The organism is Chryseobacterium vietnamense (genome assembly GCF_031454475.1).
In the GTDB taxonomy this organism is placed as follows: domain Bacteria; phylum Bacteroidota; class Bacteroidia; order Flavobacteriales; family Weeksellaceae; genus Chryseobacterium; species Chryseobacterium vietnamense.
The window spans coordinates 1,353,945-1,376,343 of the sequence record NZ_JAVDQX010000001.1 but is presented as its reverse complement, the minus strand read 5'-3'; the positions used below and the strand labels follow the sequence as shown (position 1 = coordinate 1,376,343).

At 35.8% G+C, this 22,399-nt stretch carries 16 protein-coding genes; 2 read left to right on the top strand and 14 right to left on the bottom strand.

From position 1 onward, the window contains the following. Positions 1-110: 110 nt before the first annotated feature. The 8 genes from J2786_RS06125 to J2786_RS06090 all read right to left on the bottom strand — a co-directional run bounded on the left by J2786_RS06125 (position 111) and on the right by J2786_RS06090 (position 8,871). The gene (locus J2786_RS06125) at positions 111-506 is read right to left on the bottom strand and encodes a VOC family protein (RefSeq protein WP_047430228.1); all 396 of its coding nucleotides are present in this window, start codon (positions 504-506) and stop codon (positions 111-113) included. A gap of 896 nt (positions 507-1,402) precedes the next feature. Beyond that, positions 1,403-2,362, bottom strand: coding sequence for a DUF6624 domain-containing protein (locus tag J2786_RS06120; RefSeq protein WP_047430238.1), 960 nt, complete (start codon positions 2,360-2,362; stop codon positions 1,403-1,405). Positions 2,363-2,467: 105 nt separating this feature from the next. Next, a complete protein-coding gene (locus J2786_RS06115; RefSeq protein ID WP_047430240.1) occupies positions 2,468-3,079 on the bottom strand; it encodes a hypothetical protein in 612 nt (203 codons plus the stop codon). A gap of 128 nt (positions 3,080-3,207) precedes the next feature. Beyond that, positions 3,208-4,083, bottom strand: a complete 876-nt coding sequence (locus J2786_RS06110; RefSeq protein WP_310024296.1) for a phosphotransferase — start codon at positions 4,081-4,083, stop codon at positions 3,208-3,210. A 195-nt stretch (positions 4,084-4,278) separates the two neighbouring features. Further along, entirely contained in the window at positions 4,279-5,436 is a 1,158-nt protein-coding gene (locus J2786_RS06105) for an alpha/beta hydrolase-fold protein (RefSeq protein WP_047430242.1), read from the bottom strand. A gap of 310 nt (positions 5,437-5,746) precedes the next feature. Continuing rightward, on the bottom strand, positions 5,747-6,454 hold the full coding sequence (locus tag J2786_RS06100; RefSeq protein WP_047430245.1) for a hypothetical protein: 708 nt from the start codon (positions 6,452-6,454) through the stop codon (positions 5,747-5,749). Between the two features lie 167 nt (positions 6,455-6,621). Further along, the gene (locus J2786_RS06095) at positions 6,622-8,115 is read right to left on the bottom strand and encodes a BspA family leucine-rich repeat surface protein (protein ID WP_052186956.1); all 1,494 of its coding nucleotides are present in this window, start codon (positions 8,113-8,115) and stop codon (positions 6,622-6,624) included. 471 nt (positions 8,116-8,586) lie between these two features. Further along, entirely contained in the window at positions 8,587-8,871 is a 285-nt protein-coding gene (locus J2786_RS06090; protein WP_047430248.1) for a bacteriocin-like protein, read from the bottom strand. A 448-nt stretch (positions 8,872-9,319) separates the two neighbouring features. Between J2786_RS06090 and J2786_RS06085 the strand changes: the two genes are divergently transcribed. Next, positions 9,320-10,108 carry an XRE family transcriptional regulator gene (locus J2786_RS06085; RefSeq protein WP_047430251.1) on the top strand — a complete coding sequence of 263 codons (789 nt, stop codon included), beginning with the start codon at positions 9,320-9,322 and terminating at the stop codon, positions 10,106-10,108. A 68-nt stretch (positions 10,109-10,176) separates the two neighbouring features. On the opposite strand, the gene xth is transcribed toward J2786_RS06085, so the two are convergent. Then, positions 10,177-10,956 (bottom strand): exodeoxyribonuclease III, encoded by a 780-nt coding sequence (xth, locus tag J2786_RS06080; protein WP_047430254.1) that lies wholly within the window; start codon positions 10,954-10,956, stop codon positions 10,177-10,179. Positions 10,957-11,146: 190 nt separating this feature from the next. Between xth and J2786_RS06075 the strand changes: the two genes are divergently transcribed. Beyond that, on the top strand, positions 11,147-12,382 hold the full coding sequence (locus tag J2786_RS06075) for a YaiO family outer membrane beta-barrel protein (protein WP_047430257.1): 1,236 nt from the start codon (positions 11,147-11,149) through the stop codon (positions 12,380-12,382). Here the strand turns inward: J2786_RS06075 and J2786_RS06070 are convergent. The 5 genes from J2786_RS06070 to J2786_RS06050 form a co-directional block, all read right to left on the bottom strand. Further along, the gene (locus J2786_RS06070) at positions 12,379-15,816 is read right to left on the bottom strand and encodes a sulfatase-like hydrolase/transferase (RefSeq protein ID WP_047430260.1); all 3,438 of its coding nucleotides are present in this window, start codon (positions 15,814-15,816) and stop codon (positions 12,379-12,381) included. The two genes, J2786_RS06075 and J2786_RS06070, sit on opposite strands and share 4 nt — an antisense overlap. After that, positions 15,810-16,877: a HEAT repeat domain-containing protein gene (locus tag J2786_RS06065; protein ID WP_047430264.1), complete on the bottom strand. Its 1,068-nt coding sequence runs from the start codon at positions 16,875-16,877 to the stop codon at positions 15,810-15,812. The genes J2786_RS06070 and J2786_RS06065 overlap by 7 nt, the downstream gene beginning before the upstream one ends. 9 nt (positions 16,878-16,886) lie before the next feature. After that, positions 16,887-17,243, bottom strand: coding sequence for a response regulator transcription factor (locus J2786_RS06060; RefSeq protein WP_047430267.1), 357 nt, complete (start codon positions 17,241-17,243; stop codon positions 16,887-16,889). Positions 17,244-17,255: 12 nt separating this feature from the next. Further along, positions 17,256-21,164, bottom strand: coding sequence for a response regulator (locus J2786_RS06055; protein WP_047430270.1), 3,909 nt, complete (start codon positions 21,162-21,164; stop codon positions 17,256-17,258). A 407-nt stretch (positions 21,165-21,571) separates the two neighbouring features. Continuing rightward, positions 21,572-22,387, bottom strand: a complete 816-nt coding sequence (locus J2786_RS06050) for a ferritin-like domain-containing protein (protein ID WP_047430273.1) — start codon at positions 22,385-22,387, stop codon at positions 21,572-21,574. Positions 22,388-22,399: the final 12 nt, after the last annotated feature.

The following is a 22,399-nucleotide window of genomic DNA, read 5'->3' as shown; positions in this document are numbered from 1 at the left end:
GTACGCTTCAATTAAATTGAAAATATTAAAATGCCGGAGGAGGCAGGCAGTTCGAGCGGTTCATAATGATCTGTTGAATGTCAAATATAAGGAAAAAATATTTTGAAAATTTACATAAAAAATACGTTGAACTTGTGTCCATCCGGATCTGCAAATACAAAACCATAGTAGTTTTCTCCAAAACTTTCAGGTTCTGAAACAATGGTTCCACCGGCATTTCTTACTTCTTCAGCCCATTCATTTACCTGGTTTTTACTTTCAGCGGAAAGGGTAAATATCATTTCATTAGAGCTTTGAGGATCTCCGAATTTCATGCTTTTCAGGTTGTTTTCTATGACATTTTTTAAGAAAAAGTGAATAATGAATTCATTTCCAGCCATAAAAAAACTAACCAGTTCATTGGAAGTATGCGGATTATTAGGCTTGAATCCCAGTTCTGTATAGAATTTCTGGGTGCGTTCAAGGTTGGCTACAGCCAGATTGGCCCAGATCATTTTAGGTTTCATATTATTTTATTTTTGGTTAGGATAAAGGTATTTTGTTTTTATGGAATAAAAACTGCCATGAGGCAAGATTTTGTATTCCGTTGATTAATTTAACATAATATAAAAGGGTCAAATATGATTAAAGATTGGAAGGTCGCAAGAGACCCTTGTCAAGATTCTGAACCTTGACAAGGGTTAATTTCCACTACAAATTTCTTTCAAACCATTGACTCAGAAAGATTTTTCCTTTCTCAAAAGTTAAAATTGCCGTACAGTCAATATTTTTTTGAAAATTGGATTTTCACGCCCTTTAAAGAAAACTCAGAGGATGATGAAGAGCCGGATGGACTTGTAGAAGAATATGAAGTAAAAAAAATCGTACAGGGCAAAGAGACGGATTTTATCTGTATATTTTTATTCTTATGGATATGCCGATCATTTTTTCTCTGTACAACAAATCCTGATTAAAATAACCCAACAGTGTATAGCGCAAATCATAAAATGTTTTTCAGTAATTTGAGAATGAGAGAAATCTGGAAATTCTCAGGATTGTTTTATAAGCAAAGAAAAGTTCTTAGAAACCGTTATAATGTATTTGGCTGGAAAATATTGAATATAGGGGATTCTAAGGAGGTTAATACTCTATTTTGGGGATACATGAAAAATCCTATAATTTATATTATGTTAAATTGTATATTATTTTGATTTCAAAGAATCACAAAACATCTTAGATTTCAATATTTTACCTTCTCGATTATTGCATCAGATTTTCAAACCCTTAAATCCAGAAATTTGTCAGTCCCACAATTGGTCTCTTACATTTTAAAGCCTACATAATAAATGACGGATTAGGATATTTTTAAAGTAAGCCTTAACCCGTCATTTTTACAAACTGCTGTTAGCAATAGTTTTTCTATTTATTTAGTTTTATTTAATTTTTCTAATTCAGGTAATTCTCTTTTATACTTTTCAACGTCCCAAACTAAATTCCAATTTTTAACGTAGTTAGAGATTGGCTCTAAGCCAACTTCAGTTCTCCTTTTATCTACATTATCAGGATCAGTTAAAGGCAAAATATAGTAAGTATTATTACTTTGATTGATTCCTATCTGACTTCCGTATATTTGTTTTCTGCCTTCCCGGATTTCTATTCTGTCAATTAACAAAGCTAAAGAACCTGGACTTGCATTTCCTTTGGTTACTGCTTCTTTCATCATCGGCAAATATTTTTTTTGCGTTTCCAGATCTGAATGTTGAATGACAAGAAATAATGCACTATTGGCTTGTGCGCCTACTTTGTCTTTGCCAACCCAGCCTTTTTCATCCAGTATTTTTTTTACTTTTAATAGATTAATGGAGTCTTTCTGATTGGTGATTTTCCAAAGATCATTCATTTCTTTAGAATTTGGACCGAATTTTTTTTGAGTTTCATTCATTTGAACTCTATATTTTTGGTCTTCCTCAAGAATTGCCAGTAATTCAGCCTGCAATGGTTTGTCATAATTAGCTTCTATGGCCGCTATTTTTTTTTCTAACTTTTCAACTGTTTTCCCCCACTCTTTTTTTGAATGTAAATTATCCAAATCAGTATCAGACTTTAAGTGCTTTAGATTGGTCCAACCTTTTTCTATAGATAAGTTCAGCCATTTAAATGCTTTTGTTGTATTTCCGGCCAAAGAAGATGAGCATGCGCCATTGTATAAGTGACTTGGATTTTCACTTTCGATTTTAAAAGCTTTATCATATACATCAGCAGACATTTTATAGTCTTTTGCTTGATATAATTGATCAGCTTCACTTATTAATTTTGCATATTCCTGAGCATTAACGCCCGTGAATAAAAATAATAATAACAATGTATAAATAGTGTTTCTCATATTTTTTGTATTTAATTTCTGAATTTTAAATGGTTATTATGCCGCTAATATAAAATTTATTTCGCTGATTGGATTGTTAAGAGATCATAAAAAAAATTAAAGAAATTATTTTAGCTTGCTCCTCTCCTCTTCCCAGAATCTGTCCATCATTGCTTTAGATTCTCCCGGGCTTTTCAGCATTTTGATGTCTCCATTTTCATCAATTCTATAATGTCCTTTAAAAGCATCCGGCATTGCATCGTATTGTCTGTTTACTTGTTCTAATGTTTCTTTAAAACAAGGATACCCAAATTTTTCAGCTAAATAAGGCAAAGCATTTCCTCCTTTTAAAAGTTCATATTCCTGAAAGTTATAGGGCGTTGTTTGGTGTCTTTTAGCCAATGATTGGTTAAATTTTTTTAAAAGCTGAGTGATTTCCTTTTCCTCAATAAAATTTGAAAGTCCGCGTAAGGCATATATTTTCATATCCAAATAACGTTCTTTCTTATAAGCATTCATGAAAAAATCCTTCAGTAATGGATAAGTAAAGTCATAAAGCAATTTCAATACTTTATTTCGAATATCTAATTGTTTTGCTGAGTTATAAATAGTGATCAGATGTTCCACATTGTCATTGCTGATAGTACTTTTGTCTAAATTAAACAGAGCATTTCGAAATTCAGGCTTTTTTCCATTACCTTTTTCATTTGTTAAAATAACCGGGAAGTTGTTGGTCATACTATTACTTAGTTATAATTGTTTTATGATATTATTTGTATCAAAGAATGAATTCATTAATGATTCTAAACTGATTTCATGTTGTGTGATTTTCTAAATTATAATGCAAATGAGGTCTTTTCCTGTCATTATTTTAGCTCAATTTTATGATAAGCAATCCATCGTTTGAGATTCCCCACCATTCTTTTTAAATGATCTTCATTCAGGAAAATATTGGTCCAATATTCAAATCTGTCGCACTGAACACTTATATAATAGTTCATAATGGCCAGACATGCGAAAGGCAAAAGCTTTTTCTCTTCGGGAGTAATTTCAGTTATGGTCTCGTAACCTTTTATAAAACTGTCTGCTTTTACTTGGTATTCCTCTTCGTTCAGATGGGTTGTAAATAGCTGAAATAAAAAATAAGAAATATCATAGCATAAATAACCGTTGCCACAAAAATCAAAGTCAAAAAAGGTTACTTCTTTTTCATCGCCGATGTGCAGATTGTCAAACCACACATCAAGATGAACCGCTCCATATCTCATGTGCTGTTGGTCAGCATTTTCCATTTTTAGCGTTAAAAAATCGGAGAGACTTTCCAAAAATTCAATTTCGCTGCTATTTTGATGATAAAACTCTTTGGTTCTTAAAACCGGATTCTTAAGTAGATTTTGAGCATTATAGGACATTCTCATCAGCTCGATATTTTCTGTTGATTGATGAACTTTAGCTAATGCTTGTCCAATCAGAAAGCTTGTTTCGGGTGAGAATTTTGCGGTCTTTATGCCTTTGGCATATGAAAATAAAACACCAAATCGTGTGCCTTCCGGAGCTTCAATTTCCTGTATAAACTGATTGGATTGATCAGCTATAGGAAAAGCAATTTGTCGGTCTGCTCCTTTCAGATGATTGAGAAGTCTTACTTCTTCCTGAATTTCTAATGGAGTTCGCCAATGATGGGTGTACACTCTAAAGACGTATTTGTTTTCACCATCATGAACAATGTATAAATGGTTCATGGCAAGCCGAAATATACTGCATTTCGTGTTGTCGGTTAGTCCATATTTTTCTTGGATAAGTTGACCCAGTTGATCAGGTGATAAAGTGCTGTTTATGGTTGGAAATTTCTCTGTCATTGAATTCTCGCTCATTTCTGGTTATAGAATTTGTGCAATTTCGTTAACATTTTTCGATTTTACACGTATTAAATCCGTTTATTTAACTATTTCATGCAATTCCATTTCCAAATCCCTCTTTTCCTTTTCTTTATAAAATTCAGAATTTGCTAATGAAATATTGAATTCTTTGACAGTTGCAGAGTAATCCTGTTGTAGTAAGATTTTAGCCTTTATAATATTTAAATAAGCCTCTGAAAAATTTGGATAAGAATCTGTGAGGATTTTCCAGGCCTGAATAGCTTTGTCATATTGCTTTTCATTATAAAAAAACCACCCTTTTCCATTTAAAATACCCAAGGAAAAATTTAGCTGAACACCATAATTGGACAGGATTTCTTTATCCAATAATGATTTAATGCTCAAATCTGTTTGCTTATTGGAAATATACTTCGACTGACTGGCAGACCAATCTTCAAATATTTCGTAAAGAGCTGTATTAATAAGTAAACCCGGCGTTGCATTATGATCTGCTTTTTTAAATTCATATCCTTTCATATCCAGAAAAGGATTGTTAATTTTTTTAATTACTGAATCCATCTTCATGAAATCTTCAGGATAATCGTTTCCGATTCCATAGCGGTAATATTTTTTTGTATGAAAAGAGCGTTTACCAAATTCACTTATAGAATCTGTTAAATCAACATTTTTCTGAGTAAAAAATGGGCTCATAGAGATAATGGCATTCAAATCTTTTATTCTTGAATTCCATAATGAGGTTGTAAAATACCCATATCTTGAATGGCCAATTAACACTCTGAAAGCAGAGGCTTTGTACTCTCTTTCGGCTAACGGGATGAGTTGTTCAAAAATAAATTTTTCATTCTCCATTGCAAGGCCGTTTGGGTCAGAAATTTTATACTGTGTTTCAAGGTAGCGGTATCTTTGTTCTGATTCAACGCTTATTATGATTGATGAAGGAATTTGTTCATTACTTGTTAAATAATCAATGGTATTGAGAATATAATGATTACTTCTTTTATTTTGCCTGTCAAATACAATAATTAATGGGAATTTGTTCCTGGATTTCTTTTGCCATTCTATGGGAACGATTACGGAAATTTTCTTCTCAAATCCAAGACTTGTTGGGTTTAATGTGGTGTCTTTTAGCATTTTATATCTTTCGTAGTTCTGGGCAAGCAGTGAAAACGTTGCTGAAGTGAAAACTAAAAGAAAGAGTAAGTACTTTTTTATCATGGATATCAGTTAAGACTCAAATTTACGGATTGTGTTCATATAAAATTTGTAATGATGCTAATGTTTTTTTGATTTTTTACATAAAAAGCTCCAAAATTTAAGGATTTTGGAGCTTAATTTATAAGCGGCTTTTCGGCTGACCTACCAGCATCTCTGGTTCCGGATGTTATTGTTGAATTCGTAATTAGTCCATGTAGCGGACTTAACAATTTTTACTGAGATTTGATAATTTAATTTACTGTTTATTACCACTAATTCTTGATAATTTGTTTTTTAAGGGGTTAAAGCTTTACCAAAGTAAATCCTGTTCTTAGTTATTATTGTTAATAATCGGAGCCAGTTCTTTTTTTAATTCTTCAAACTTTTCTTTACTCATCATATCAATTTCCACTAGTTCTTTTGCCTCCTTTAGTTTTGCAATCGCTTCATCTCTGGTCATTTTTCTGTTTTTCAAAAGAATTTCGCCAGATTCAATTCCTAATTCCGTATCCATGACGCTTAAATATTTATTGATTCCAAAAGCTCTATCATTTATTTCTCCCAAAACCATCACTACATACAAAGGTTTATTTTTACTTCCTCTGTGATATGTTTTTATTTCTCTGACAATAACTTTAGTATTTTTGAAGCTGTTATCTGCCATATTCTGTGCTTCACCACCCATAGCGGACATAATACTTCCAAATCCAGCAGGTCTTCCCATCTGTATAAATTCATAAGTTTTTTTGGAAGTGCTTCTTGATTGTGAAATACCCCCTCTTGCTTTATTTCCATAACTTCCAGAATAAGTCCTTGTATTGAGTTCTTCTGAGGTGGGAGATCCTAAGATTAAAGTATCGCCTACCTTCACACTATTTTTACTCGTTGTTATATATTCCTTAACTTGGGTGCCATTTTTAACAGTGTTAAAAAAATTAATATCCTGAGTGTTTTCGTAAGTCAATAAATCAATATTCTCTTGAGCCTGAATATATACTATCGATAAAAGAATAGTAAAAAATGTAATAGTTTTTTTCATAATTGTTATTTAATATATTGGAATTCAATTCTTAGTTTAAACTTGGTTATGCTTAGTTTATACAAATATAAGACAGTTATCTCTATATAAAATGAGGTAAACCATAAAGCTCCAAAATCCTTAGATTTTGGAGCAGAGTTTAAATAGCTAACCTTTCGGCTGTTCTACTATTGCTTGGTGACTTTATTGAAAAAAGTATCGCCTTTAAAGATATAGTCTCCTGAAGGATATTCAGTCAGATCGACGGTGTTTTTCCCTTTTCTAAACAATATATTCTTAATGAGGATACCGTTATTATCATATAAATAAACATTTTCATCTACTGAGGATTCCACATTGATCACTCCTGTCGTTGGATTAGGATAAGCGGAAGTTTTTGTTTTTGGGGAAGCTTCTCTTGTTGACAGAAAGCAACCGGAAATATAGGAATCTCCAATAATATTAAACCCTTTGTTGATCAGCTGGGCTCTGGCCAGCATCGCTTGCGGTGAAGAATAAACCAATCCTGTTGCATCTATAGTTCCGGACGTTATTGTTGAGTTCGCCCATGTAGAATTAGTATTCAGAGCGATGAGAAAATTGCTGTAATTCGTACATGATAAACCGACATTTTTAAATCCGAAATACATTGAATTCCAGCTGAAGTTCTGAAGCTTGATATTCCATGAAGAAATATCCTGGTCAAAATGCGAAGCACCTGCAAACATATTAAATCCGGCGAAATAATCAACCTTACTTACATCCCAGTTTCCGATGGGCTGATTGAATGATACTGCATTTTCAAACATATGCTCAAAATCTGTCACTTTACCTGTATTCCAGTTATGAAGTGGCTGATTAAATGCAGATGCATTATAAAATGTATAGCGGAAATTAGTCGCGTTTTCAGTATTCCATGAATTTAATGGCTGGTTGAAAGCTGTGGCATCTGCAAACATGGAAGAGAAATCAGTTCCGGACATCGTGTTCCAGGCAGAAATATCCTGATTGAAAGAAGAAGCAGAAGAAAACATGCCGCTAAAATTGGTTACTTTGGCTGTATCCCAGTTTCCAATATTCTGATTAAACAGAGTCGCTCCGCTGAACATACCACTCATGTCTGTAATACGGAATGGATTCCAGTAAGAAAACGAAGTGTGGCCTGTCAAAGATGAACAGTTAAGGAACATTTGTGATAAACTGGTTATCTGTGTTAAATCAGGAGTATCTGCAGCCGTTACGTTAAGATTGGGACAGTTGGCGAATGCTCTGTCGAATTGCTGAAGCCATGTCGTATTTCCCCACTGGCTAAGTTCTATGAGTTCCTGATTTCCACCCTGAGGCATGATCTCAGTATTGGCCCTGAATCCGTAAAATAATCCGTTACCGCTGAATGCTTTTAATTGGTAAGTGGCCTGCAGAGGATCTGGATGGAATGATGGCCCAAAATAGATGAGTAGAGGTTCATTGCTGCTAGAGGTTAAATAATCAAACATCCCGTTATGCTCAGGATATCCTACTTCTTCCCATAGAATGGTGTAATCGGTTCCTGTGCCACCAAACCTTATGGAATGATCGATAACACCGTTTGCATTGGGCTTCCAGATGGTGGTAAATTCATTCTGCGCATAGGAAATGCAAAATAAAAGGAGAAAAATGATTATTAGTTGTTTTTTACACATAATTAAAAAAGTTATTTTAAGGTTAAAATTGGTTTAGTAAGACAATTAATTTCCCGGGATTCTTTATCTTATCTCTAATACAAAGGTACTGGCGCACAGCGACAAAACTCGTCGTATTAAAAATTTACACCTCTTTTTTTTACTTTTTTTTGATTAATTTTTGTATACATAAACAGGGGAAAATCACCAGCAATAATTTCCATTCCAAGACTGATTTTGAATGGATAACCTAAAAAAAAATCTGCAGTTATTCATTACTGATAACTGCAGAAATAAGATGGATTTATATTGTTGTTTTCACACCGGCTGAAATAGTAATGCAGGTGTTGCTTTATTATAATTCATTGAAAAGAATGTCAATAAATCTAAGAACTGAAAATGGATGTATATTGATTTTATTCTTTCACAGGGATATAAAAAAACCGCCCTAAAAAGAGCGGTCTGATTTTTTACTGTTAATTTTCCTGCTGATTAGCAAGTAGAACCGCACTCAAGTAATTTGATGTGGATTACACCATTAACAACACATTGTGTTTGGCATAAAGCGTTAGTTACAACAGTGCTTACACCGCCTACTACTCCACCTACTGTAGATCCTACACCACCAACAACACCACCAACGATAGTTCCTACACCGCCTACTACTCCACCAACTACTCCTCCTAGTCCACCTAGAAGACCGCCGATTGGATCCAGTAATCCGTTACCTGAAATAGCTTTTAATTCGTTTCTGTCTAATTTTTTTAAGTTTTTCATAACTATAATTTTATATGATTATTACATCACGAATATATGAATAATAACTTTACAATTGTAAATTATTTTCAATAAATTAATTATATGTTTTTATTATTTAATATTTCATTAATATAAGTGTGTTTTAATAAAAATATGGTTTTCACTTATATGTGATTGATTTTCTAAAAGTTAAAAATGATAACTCAATTTGTGGAGTTTGGAGTTATTATTTATGCATTAAATTGTCTTTATTGGTATTTATTTTTCAAAAATAAATAATGCCTTTGTAATGTGTCTTTAAATAGCCTTAGGTAAAGTGAAAATGGTTATTTGAAGTACACAAAAAGAGTGATTTTCCCGAAAAAGATATGAAGGGGATAAAATTTGTGTTCTTCTTGTCGTAAAAACCGTTCAGTTTATTGATAACGGAATCAAATTTTGTATTTTTGCTGACAACCTTATATCAATGTCAGTTTTTTCAAATAATATACGCTTTTTAAGAGCCAGGAGAAAGCTCTCCCAACAAAATGTAGCCGATGAATTATTGATTTCAAGAGTCCGGTATTCAAAATATGAAAACGGAATTTCTGAACCTCCAATTGAGCTGCTGGTAAAAATCTCAAAATATTTCCATGTAAGTATTGATCTTATGCTGTCTGTAGATATTGAGAAGCATCCGATAGATGAAATGCTAAAGCTTCCGGATAACAGAATTGTACTTCCGGTGGCGGTAGATAATCATGGAAATGATACGATAGAAATTATACCTCAGAAGGCTTCAATGGGTTATCTGGAAGGTTATAGCGATATAGACTACATCGAAAGTCTTCAGCGCATTGCTCTTCCCTTTCTTACCAATGGGAAATACAGAGCATTTCCTGCAGATGGGGATTCTATGCCTCCATTCAGGAACGGATCTTATATTGTAGGAAAATACGTAGAGGGGATCAATGAACTGAAACAGGGTAAAACCTATGTTTTTGTCACTTTAAATGACGGGATTACCTACAAGCGTTTTAAAGAAAGAAAAGAAAATGCAATCTGTGTAAGTGCTGACAATTCATTTTATGAACCGTATGATATTCCTTTTGAAGAAGTAGTGGAAATCTGGCAGTACGCTTCAGGGATTTTCCCGGAAGATTTTGAGCCGGGTGATTATGAGAGCTATAATTTTAAAGAGATGTTCCGTGAACTGAGACAGGATATCAGAGATCTTGATAAAAAGGTTTCTGGCCGTCGCCGCAAGCAATCTTAATATTTAAATACTTATTATATAATATACTCCTGATTTTTCGCGGGAGTATATTATACATGGACTCCTTACTAATTATGATCCGATAGTTCAATCCATACGGGAGCATGATCACTGCTTTTTTCCCAACCCCGTACATGGCTGTCTACTCCACCGGAAGCCAGTCTGGGCTGGAGATAAGGACTTAATAAAATATGATCAAGCCTCATTCCTGCATTACGATCGTAAGCTTTATACAGATAATCCCAGAAGGTATATATTTTCTCATCAGGATAAAGACTTCGCAGAGAATCAAGCCAGCCTTTTTTCTGAAGATCTTTAAATGCTTTTCTTACTTCTGTTCTGTATAGCGCATCATTTTCCCAACGTTCAGGCTTATAAACATCAATAGGTTCCGGTATAATATTGAAATCACCGATCAGTATAGCGGGAAGTTCCATTTTGATGAGTTGGTTGGTTCGTCTTTTAAAACGTTTGATCCATGATAATTTATAATCAAATTTAGGTCCGGGATAAGGATTTCCATTGGGAAGATACAAACAGCAGATGACCATTTGATCAATAATAGCTTCTATATAACGGCTCTGAACATCTTCCATATCACCTGGTAAAGATCTTTGTACTTCAGTTATTTCTCTGTTTTTTGCCAGTATGGCTACTCCGTTCCAGCTTTTCTGTCCGTTCCATATGGCCTGGTATCCTGCGTTATTGATTTCCTGGACTGGAAAGCGTTCCTGTGGAGCTTTTAATTCCTGCAGGCAGACAATATCCGGTGAAGCTTCCTTCAGCCATTTCAGTAAAACAGGAAGCCTTCCGTTGATTCCGTTCACATTATAGGTTGCTATTTTCATGATAAAGGTTTTTAAAAAATCAATTCTTTTTAATTACGACAATAATTATTCCATTATAAATATCTATTATTTGATATTTTAAGAAAAAATAATCTCAAAAAAATAAGTTTTGATGAATAATCTCTGGGTTGAGAGATAAAAGTTCAATATATTTGTGATACCAGATGTAGCTCATTAATAATAAACTTCGATGAAAAGATATCCGACCTTTTTATTAGCATTACTTTTTCCCATTACCCTATATAGCCAGCAGAATCTTACTGCTGATGAACTGTTCGTTAAAGCCCGTACCACTGCTTTTGAGCAGAAAGATTATGTTACATCTATTGCCCTGGCAAAAGAGGCATTGGAAAAAGCTCCCAATTATACTGATATTTCCGTGTTTTTGGGAAGGTTATATACCTGGAACAAAGATTTGGCAGCAGCAAGAGCTGTGTTTGAAGATCTCGGAAAAAGAGAGGTTCAGGATGAAGATTATTTTCTGGCCTATGCTTCTCTGGAATACTGGAATGATCAGAATACAAAGGCTATTGAAATCATAGATAAAGGACTTTCTTATCATTCAAAATCTGAGGCTTTACTGCTGCTGAAAGCAAAAGTATATTTTGGAATGGATGATTATGAGGAAGCTGACCAAGCAGTAACCACTCTCCTATCTGTTAATCCAAAAAATACTGAAGCTAGGGCTCTTGCAGTAAGGATAAAGGATTTGTCTTCTAAAAATGCTGTGGGCATTATTTACAATTATTCCCATTTTGACAAACAGTTTGATGACGACTGGCATATCGTGGGTGTAAGTTACAAAAGGATTACCCCTATTGGATCTGTAATTCTTCGTGGTAACTATGCGAACAAGTTTGCCCAGGGCGGTACACAGATTGAGTTGGAAGCATACCCAAGACTTTCCAAAATGTTCTATTTATATGTTGGCGGAGGTTATTCTGATGATGTAGGGCTGTTTCCGAAATACCGTACCGGAGTTTCCCTGAATGCCAATCTTCCTCATAGTTTTGAGGCTGAGTTGGGTTACCGTCAGCTTCATTTCAGCAACAGTATCTGGATGTATACTGCGGCTGTAGGGAAATATTATAAAAATTTCTGGTTCAATCTTCGTACTTATATCACTCCCGACAGTAAAAACATTTCACATTCCTATACAGGAACGGTGCGTTATTATACCAAAGGAGCTCAGGACTATTTTGCTTTTCAGATCGGAACAGGAATAAGCCCGGAAGAATACCGGAATAACCTTCTGGAAAATGAGACTTTTAAGCTTAAAACCTTTAAAGTAGGTGCTGAGTATAATTTTTCTTACCGCTCCGTCAATCTTTTTTCTGTAGGAACGATGTATTATAACCAGGAGTTCCGTCCGGGTGAGAAAGGAAATCAGTTTGACATTACTTTAGGCTATACCCGAAAGTTTTAAAACTTTGACTTTGTTTTTTTCTTAAAGTTGACCATTACCGAATCCGGCATCAGTTTTTTCGTGGAATAAAACTGAGTATTCATATTTTTATACTGATTGAACCTGCCATTGATTTTACTCATGGTTGCTGCATCATTGTAGGCATTTTCTTCCATGTCTTTAAGGGTGAAAAGCTGTCCGTCATGAATATAATACTTCTCAGATACAAAATCAATAAGTTGGTTTTTACTCTGCATCATAGGAATTCCAGCCTTGCTGATTTCAGAATCTGCAGAAAAGCCTCTTCCAACCCATGTTACAGTAGAAGGTGTATTGATTTTATAATTATTTCTGTAGTACGCCAGAATTGAAGGTGCAATATCAAAATGACTTACTGTTTTGTGAAAACGTTTTGATTCTTTTAATAAGGGTGAATAGATTAACAGTGGTACGTGGAACCTGTCAATTTTAGATTCCAATGTGATTTCAGGCATACTGTGATCCCCTGTAATGACAAAAATAGTGTTTTTGAAATCCGGACGTTTGCTGTAATTTTCAAAGAAACCTTTCAAAGCATCATCAGCATTCAATACAGAAATGAGCTGGTCTTTGTGCGCAGCTGCCCATTTTTTCTGCCCTGAAGTTAAAGTCCCGGAATTAAGTCTTTGGTTGTACAACTTTTCATAATATCCCTTATTGTTAATTAAAAAAGGATTGTGCGTTGAAAGCGTAAGTATTATATTGAAGTAAGGACGATTCTGTAATTTTTGCTGCTGTTGCATTTTATCTAAAACAGCCTGGTCTTCATACCCCCAGCTTTCTCCGTTGTTGGCAGGAAGTTTACGGTAAGGGCTGCTGAATGAAGCTTCATCTACGATATGATCTACCCCGCTGTACTCCAGAAACTCGCGGTAGCGGTCAAATGATACATGACCTCCGTAATAAAATCCTGTTTCAAAACCATTCGCTTTCAGGATATTATAAAGATTGAAATTTTCCGGTGTTTTTTCTATTTCCAGGAAACCGTTCTTTCCGAAAGGAAGTGATCCCGTCAATGATGGTAATGCGCCAAACGTTCTTCCTGCTGAGCTTAAACTGTTTTCCCAGTATAATCCTTTATTGGATAAAGAATCAAGATACGGCGTAAAGTTACCGATATATCCTTTTGGTGAGGTGTAGGCATGCCCGAAACCTTCCATCACAAGAAAAACAAGATTAGGAATTTTCTCAGATCTGTTAATATAGGATCCTAAGAAATCCTGTGTGTTTTCTTTTCTCCAGAACGGAAAGTTTTTATTGATCATTTCAGCATTGGTAGTAAAATCTTCATTTTCATTCAGTAATTCGGCTAGTTCCGGATGATCGCTGATGAAATTTTCTTCGTTGGATTTGAAGAAATAAGCCCATTTGCTTTTTGCCGCATTTTGATTAAACTCACTCTCAGAGCTCAAAATTTTTGCTCCCATTATATTGGAAGGAATAAAGAATGCTGCTAACCCGAAAACGAAGATAACCAATCCCGGATAGATTGATTTTAAGGCTGTTCTGCCTGCAATCCATATAGGAACAAAAGAAGCTGTGATTAAAATTCCCAGTAATGCAAAGTTTTTGAAGTTAAGCATTCCGCTGGCCTGCAAAATCTGCTTCATCTCCTCTTTGCTGTAATATAAAAGATCTGCGCCCAGTATGTTACGGCTTTCAGAAAAATATAGGAATAAGATATACTGTGTAACGGCCACAATAACCAGGGTTAACATTCCCAGGATTCTTGCCCAGCCTTCTTTGATAAAATTAATGATAAGATATATAATTCCAACACAGAATGTCAGTTGTAATGCAAATAAAATGTTTTCAACGAAAAGACGGCCAATAATGGCTGATGTTTCAAATTTTGGAAAGGTATAGTGATACCATAGAGATTCTGCGGTCACTCCTATTAAGAATAAAGCAAAGAAAGCCAATGCCAGTATTCCCCATTTTTTGAGTCCTGCCTGAAGAATTGCATATATTCTTTCTTTCAGAGGTAAATGCTGTGTGCTTTGATTGAAACCTTGTCTCGTCATTTCGCCCCAGCCATGGGATTTTTTGAAATAATCTATAAATCCGTTAACCCCTGCTTTTACCACAATAGGATGAAAATAAAAAGGTTCGGAAAAAGCGGTAACAATCAATCTAAGGAAGTCTTTTCTTTTGGTATAGACCTGATGGCTTACGAGATCTACCAATATCGCGTAGATAGAATACAGGAACCCCATTGAAATCACCAGGGCAAAAAGAATGATAAAGAACGGCCAGTTGATGATTCCCAGCAATAAAAAGAGGATGAAGATAATATATCCTGAAAATTCGATGAGCGGACCCAGAAATTCAAAGAAGAACCAATACGGAAGGCTGATCATTCCCAGTTTTTTATACTTCGGATTGAACATCATTTTTCTGTGTTTCCAAAGGGTTTCCATGGTACCGCGCATCCATCTGTTTCGCTGTTTTCTGAGAATATCTTTGGATTCGGGAACTTCTGTCCAGCACAGAGGATCCGGAATGGTAAGTACTTCGTAAGGTTCATTTCTTTCTTCCATGTACTTTCTCATTCTTACCACCAGCTCCATGTCTTCTCCCACTGTATTTTTATCATAACCGCCGCATGCCAGCACAATTTTTCTGTCAAATACACCAAAAGCACCGGAGATCAGGATCAATCCTGAAGCTCTGGACCATGCCATACGCCCCAGTACAAAAGCTCTGATATACTCCAATGCCTGTGTTCTTCCCAAAAGGGTTTTCGGCATATTGACGCTTACTACTTTTCCATTTTCAATGACACAGTTGTTAGCCAGACGAATTACTCCACCACAGGCGATGAACTTTTTATCAGTTTGCTCCAGCATTGGTTTTGCGAGCTTTAAAATCGAATCCTGCTCGAGGATACAGTCCACATCAATGCAAACCAGATATTCACCGGAAGAAATATTGACGCCAACATTTAAAGCATCAGCTTTTCCTCCGTTTTCTTTATCAACAACAATCAGTTTTTTAAAGGCCGGATTTTTACTTTTATACACTCCTCTTACCGCATTGGTTTCTATTTTTCCCTGAATAAAATAAGCGACAGACTCAAGTTCATAAGCTTCGATAAGCTTTTGAATGGAATCATCCTTACTTCCATCATTAACAATGATAATTTCCAGATTATGATAGTAAAGAGATAAGAGTGAACGCACATTTTCCACAATGGTCATCCCTTCATTGTATGCAGGAGCAATAACGCTGAATACGGGAGCATTGGGATTTGCTGCAATAATACTGTAGTCCGTAAATGTATTTTCTTTTTTGTATCGCAATACAGCGCCAAGCGCATAAATTCCTATCCAGCCATAGATAAGGGTTACCGCTGTTCCGTAAACCAAAAACAGCCAAATAACGACTTCATAGATGATGTGTGAGAATTCTAACATACTTTTTCCTGTAATGCGTATTTAATAATTTGAACTAATTCTTCGGAAGAGGTTTCATCCTGGGATATTTCTGTCAGGTATTCCTGTTTATCCAAAGCACACAAAGCTTCTGCGGCATAAACTTTTATCCCTGTATCAGCATTGTTCAATAATTGATTTTTCAGAAAATCTGTACTGAATTGGTCTTTTGACTTTTTCATGATTTTGAGAATCTCTTTCTGTACTTCATTCGGCTGATGCGGATACGTTTCCATAAGATGAGCAATGGTAGAAGAATTTTCCAGAGATAATAATGTTTGTACTGCCTGTATTCTTATATCAACAGAAGAATGGCCCAACAGACCGGTTACTGTAGGGTACAGAGATAATATCTGAAATTTTCTTAAAAGTTTAAGGGTAAAAATGACTACGGAATCATTAGAACTTTCCATCCATTTTTTAATACTATCACCTGAGTTCTCAGGAACATGGGTGATGGAAATAAGCAAACGAAGCTGTTGCCATTCTGATATTTTGGAGGAAATGCTGTTCAGGAAATGAAGACCTTCGAATCCTTTAAAGTTAACCATCGCATATTGGGCCTCCTGATATACCTGAGCTGAATGATGAGTTAAAAATGTAGAAATTTTTGGCAATGCTTCTTCCACTTGCATCGCTGTAAGTTCCTGTATTCCTCCAGCAATGATGTGTTCTTTTTTTTGATTCAGTTTTTTCAACGCTTCTTCCTGAAGTCCATATTCCTGAAATAAGTCTTTGAGTTTACTCTGGGCAGCTCCGGAGAATTTTTTCTCGGATTCTGCCAGTTTCTGAAGGAATAGATTTCTGAATGAAGGACTAGCGGAAGCTGCTGAAAAATCAGTATCTGCAGACCTGTCTTCTTCGCCATAGACAATCACTTCTGAGATTTTTTTATTGATTACTTCAGACCATTTGAAAATCTGGACGGATTCTCTGTACTGATAAAAACTATAGATCAGTACAATTATGATCAGAAAGAGTACTAAAGATAGCATTCCCAGAAAAACAAGAAAGAGAAAATGCACAGAAGTGGTGAGAAACATGGTTGTAGTTTATTTTAAAGAAAATCTTTTTATTCTTAATGTCAATTCATTGGGACTGAATGGTTTCACGATAAAATCGGCTGCTCCAAGGTCGAAAGCATTCAGTACAACTTCTTCCTGTCCCATGCTGGAAAGCATGATCACCGGGATCTGCTTGCCCATGGTCTTAATGGCAGAAAGTATTTCAATTCCAGAGGCAAACGGCATCATAATATCGGTGATAGCCAGATCTACGTCTCTTGTTTTAAGGGTTTCAATAGCATCTTTACCGTTTCGGGTGAGGATTACTTCGTGCCCTTCTTTTAATAATTTATGTTCAATCGTTTTTAGAATCAGTTCGTCGTCTTCGGCGATTAGAATCAGCATAATTTTAGTTTTTTATTGTATTAGATTTTTAATTAATTGTAATCCTGTTGTTATCTCTTGGATAATTTCATTTTCCATGGAAATAAAATCCATGTTAGGATCTGCTTTGTTTTCCCAGCCGGCAGTACGTTCAGTAAGCTTTATCAGTCCTGCTGTTCCTGCTGTTCCTTTAAGCTTGTGAAGAATCAATTTCAGATGGTCACTGTCTTTTTCTGCGGTACTTTTTCTGATATTTTCTTCAGCCTGAGTAAGTTGATCTACCACAAGGTTCAGGAATATTTTTCTGAAATCCTCGTCATCGTCACCTATTTGTTCATTCAGGAGATTTATATCAAGGTAATTTCCCTCACTGCTAGAATCTTCAGCAGAGATATTATCTTCATTAATGATATACTTCTTTAGCATTTCCAGTAGATCAGCCTGTCTTAAAGGTTTCGGAAGGAAGTCATTCATCCCGGAATCCAGACACTTTTCTTTTTCCCCCAGAACATTACCTGCAGTTACACCAATAATTGGAACATCGGCATATTCCGGCAGTAAGCGGATTTGTTTGGTAGCTTCAATACCATCCATTACCGGCATCTGAACATCCATTAAAATGATATTGAATATTTTCTCTTTACACTGTAAGACAGCCTGAAGTCCGTCCGTAGCTTCCGTAAGCTCTGCATCCGGAATCAGAGAACGCATCATTTTATGGTTAAGAACCATATTGACAGGGTTGTCATCTACAAGTAAAACCTGCGGCGCCTGCATCAGTATAGAGGTTTCTGCCTCCGGTTGTGTGATATTGGTGATCTCCTTTTCAGTATTTTTTACAGCCCGTCTTAATGCTTTATAGAGCTCTTCTGACTTGATAGGTTTCAGCAGGAAGTAGGAATTGTTTTCCTGGCGGAAAGAATTGATGACATCATGTTCCTCAGAAGATGTGTGAAGAATAATCAGAGGAGAAGATTCATGTTGTTTGTTAAATAGTTCCTTGATTTTTTCTATGGTTTCAAGTCCGGAAATAATAGGCATATGATAATCCATCAGAATGACATCAAAACGCTCTCCTGCAAGTAATATCTGGAGCGCTTCCATTCCATTGGCAGCAAGCTTTGAATCTATATTTTTATATGCAAGCATGTGCTGAATAATAATCCTGTTGGCTTCGTTATCATCTACGATAAGTACCTTATTTATTTTCAGGTCGTCCTCCTCACGGTGATCAGACATTTCATACGGAACTTCTATGTCAAAATAGAACACAGACCCATTATGAAGTTCACTCACCAACGACAGGCTGCTTCCCATATATTTCAGAATATTATTGGAAATGGTCAATCCGAGGCCTGTTCCTCCGTATCGTTTGCTGATAGAGCTGTTTTCCTGGGTAAAAGCATTGAAAATATGCTGTTGTTTTTCCTTAGGAATTCCAATTCCGGTATCTCTTACGGAAAATCTGAGTTTGATATTTTTGCTGTCCAGATTCAGTTTTTCTACTTTAAGTTCTATTTCTCCCTGCGTTGTAAATTTCACGGCATTTCCAAGAAGGTTGATCAAAATTTGTTTCAGCCTTGATTCATCCAGCCAGATCGTTTCAGGAAGTCCCGGTTCTATATTCAGCAGTAATTCTATATTTTTTTTCTGTGACTGGTAAAGAATGACATTGATAACCTGGCTTACCATATCATAAATATTGGATTTGTCTACGATAAGGTCCATTTTTCCGGATTCTACCTTAGAAAAATCAAGGATATCATTGATGATATTCAATAAATTCTCTCCTGATTCATTGATATAATTAAGATATTGAGTCTGTATCTCATTCAATGGAGTTTTTAAAAGAAGGTCGGAAAAGCCAATAACACCATTTAGTGGGGTTCGGATCTCATGGCTCATGTTGGCCAGGAATTCAGATTTTGCTTTGCTGGCAATGTCTGCCATTTTCTTGGCATTTTGTAGTTCTTTATTGATTCTTACAGAGGCTGTAATATTTTGTGCAGAAACAATAATTCCTCCGATAACATTATTGGAAAGATACCATGGCGTGACTTCTACGCTGTAATGCTGAATGATTCCTTTACCCGGAACTTCTATTACCATATCTTCATTTTTGTAGGCTTTTCCTGCCAGTGCATCCTGGTAAATCTTTATTCTTTCATCCGGAACATTGGGAGATATTTTAAACATATTTTCACCAATAAGCCTGATGTCATTCATCTGAAACTCATCTTTCCAGCTTTTGCTTACAGAAAGATAATTAAGGTTTTTGTCAAACATGGCTACCGTAGAAGGTACATACTTTACAAAAGACTGCAGCATAGCCTCTTTTTTGGCCAGTTCAAGATAGATGTTTTTGAACGTATCAATATTCTGAATGATTCCGTAGACTCTGGTGCACACTCCATCTTCAAATTCCGGAATCCCTTTTACCCTTACCCAGATCATCGCACCGTCATTCTGTATAAGCTGTAATTCTTCATCGTAAGGAACGCATTCTTTTATAGCCTTTTCGAATAAGGATTCCAGCTTTTCACGGCTTTTTTCACTGTAGAAACCCAGCGCATTGTCAAAATCAGGCTGGAAATTTTTATCTATTTTATGAATTTCTCTGGTAGATTGTGACCAGAGAACAGTATTGTTTTTCAGGTTAACTTCCCATCCTCCAACCTGGGCCACGGCACTTGTTTGTTCCAACATCTTTTTGGTATGAACAAGATCTTTTTCCAGGCTTACCCGTTCAGTAACATTCAGGGCGGTGCTCACAACATAAGGATTTCCTTCTTTATTGATCTCCACAAGATTGTGATACATCCAGATCATATCTTCACCTCCTTTTGTTCTCAGGATCATGGTTCCGAAATCTTCCTGGTTTTTATTGATTCTTTCGAGATACTGCTCAAGAAGTGGCCAGTTTTTTTTAGGAACAAGGTCTTTTAAATTCAACTTTTCCACCTCTTCGGCAGAATATTGCAGGGTTTCTCTGCCTTTTTCATTGACAGCAATGATATTTCCTTCCATATCATGCATACTCATCAGGCCTATGGCATTTTCGAAGAAGCTTCTGAAACGGCGCTCAGAGCTTTCCAGTTTAAGTTTTTCTTCGATTCGATGAGTAATATTTATTCCAAAACAGAAAATCTCTGAGTGATCCTGATTGAGCTTTAGATACCATTCAATAATGATGGTTTGGGTATCATCTGTCTTTGTGGAAGTGGTAAATGTAACCTCTTCATTGGTATCGGGAAGATTTTTGGAAAGTAATTGCAGCTGGGAATTATGATTTCCCATAAGGTCCAGGAAATTCTGATTAAGAATCTGACTTTTATCCATTTGAAAGGTCTTCTCAAATGCCGGATTAACATCTTTCATTGAGAAATCTTTATCCAGAACACAGATCAGATTATTGGAAATGGTAAAAGTCTGCTGAAAATACTCAGCCTGGATGTTTTTCCTTTTTCCCATAATAACTTTTGTGATCGCTGCTCCTATTTTTTTTAGGGTTGAAATCTGATCATCTGTGATTGTCTTAGGTTTATAATCAATAACACAGATAGTTCCTAATGCGAATCCTTCATCATCAATAAGAGGTACTCCTGCATAAAAACGGATTCCTCCGGCAAGAATAATTGCGTTATCAGAAGACCTTTCGTCTAATAAAGTATCGTTGATAATGACAACGTCGCCACTGGCGATAGAATATTGGCATACCGTATTTTTCCTTTCTACAAAATCAAGAGCAATCCCCACACAGCTTTGGATGGTCTGGGTTTCGCTTTCCATCATGGCAATAAGACCTGCCGGGCAGTCTGTCACCAGACATGCTGTTTCGGCAAAAATGTCTAACTGGGGATCTTTTTCGAGGTTTAAAAGACCAAAATACTCCAGTTTTTTCATTCGGCCTTCTTCATTTGCCGGAATTGGATACTTTTTCATATATTATATCAACAGTTAGAGACTTTTCTTTTTTGATTATTAAAAAATGATAATCAAGGCCTTAAAGTTTATATTTTAAATATTTTTAAGCACTTTAAATTATTATTTTAATAAGTAAAGCAAAGTACGGAATAATTTTGTATTCTATTGCAGTAAATTTGCTAATAAAGCTATATGTATGCTTATTTTAAATTAACTTATAAGAATCCTGCATTTATATCGAAGTAATGGGCATTATGAAAATAAAAAAGTACCCCTGTATGAAATGGGATACTTAAGGATGAACCGGGATGATATAAGTTGTTCATAATGTATTTTCTTAAGGCCTGACGATTGATTGTTTATAAAAGTCCATTTCCTGAAAAATACGGAAATGGACTCACCACTTATCATCATCCAAATCACAACTAAACTATGAAAAGTGAAGCAATAGCCTGCGCATCGCTGCCACTTAAAATTTCGTCATAAGCTGCAGAACCTGCCGCAGCACCAAAAAGCGTTGCCGTGTTGTAGCCTGCCTGATTGGTATTGTCTTCTCCGGCATAAACAGGATTGGTCGCTGAAGGCATACTCCCTCCGTTGGCAAGCTCAATCCATCCTTTGTTGGCTCTCATTCTTCTTACCTGTGAGGCATGTCTTGCTTCAACGGAATGGATTTGTAATGCTGCCTGCAGTACCACCTTGTTGGACATTACATTTCCGGCCTGCCCTTTATAGGCCCTTACTCCGGTATCTTCAAAGGCCTGAGCAAGGATAAGAAACTGGTTATAATCAGTAAAAGGCATAAAGTTTCCGCTGGCTGTAAAATCAAAAGTTGGCTTATTTCCGGGAGTTGTTCCTAAAGAAGTCAGTGTGCTCTTCAGGAAGCTTACATGAGCGGATTCATGCTTTGAAATCTGCATAAAAACAGTTCTGTCTCCATTGGGAATTAGGCCTGGTGTTGATAATCCTATGCTATAATACTCATTTTCCAGGTATTCAAGTACCAATGCCAGTTGTAAAGCATCTGTCAGTGCACTTTTTAAAGCAGTACCTGTTAATGTTGGTTTTGTAGTTTCTGCTTTGGCAGGAGTAGCCATTAAGGCACCGAGTCCGAGAGGAACGGCTGCTGTAGCTGCTTTTTTCCCGAATAATGAGATATCCGTAATCGTTTCTAATCTTGATGCTTCCTTGGTGAAAAATTTGTCATTAGAAAGCTTATCCAGTAATCTAAGAATATTCATAATGTGAGTTTT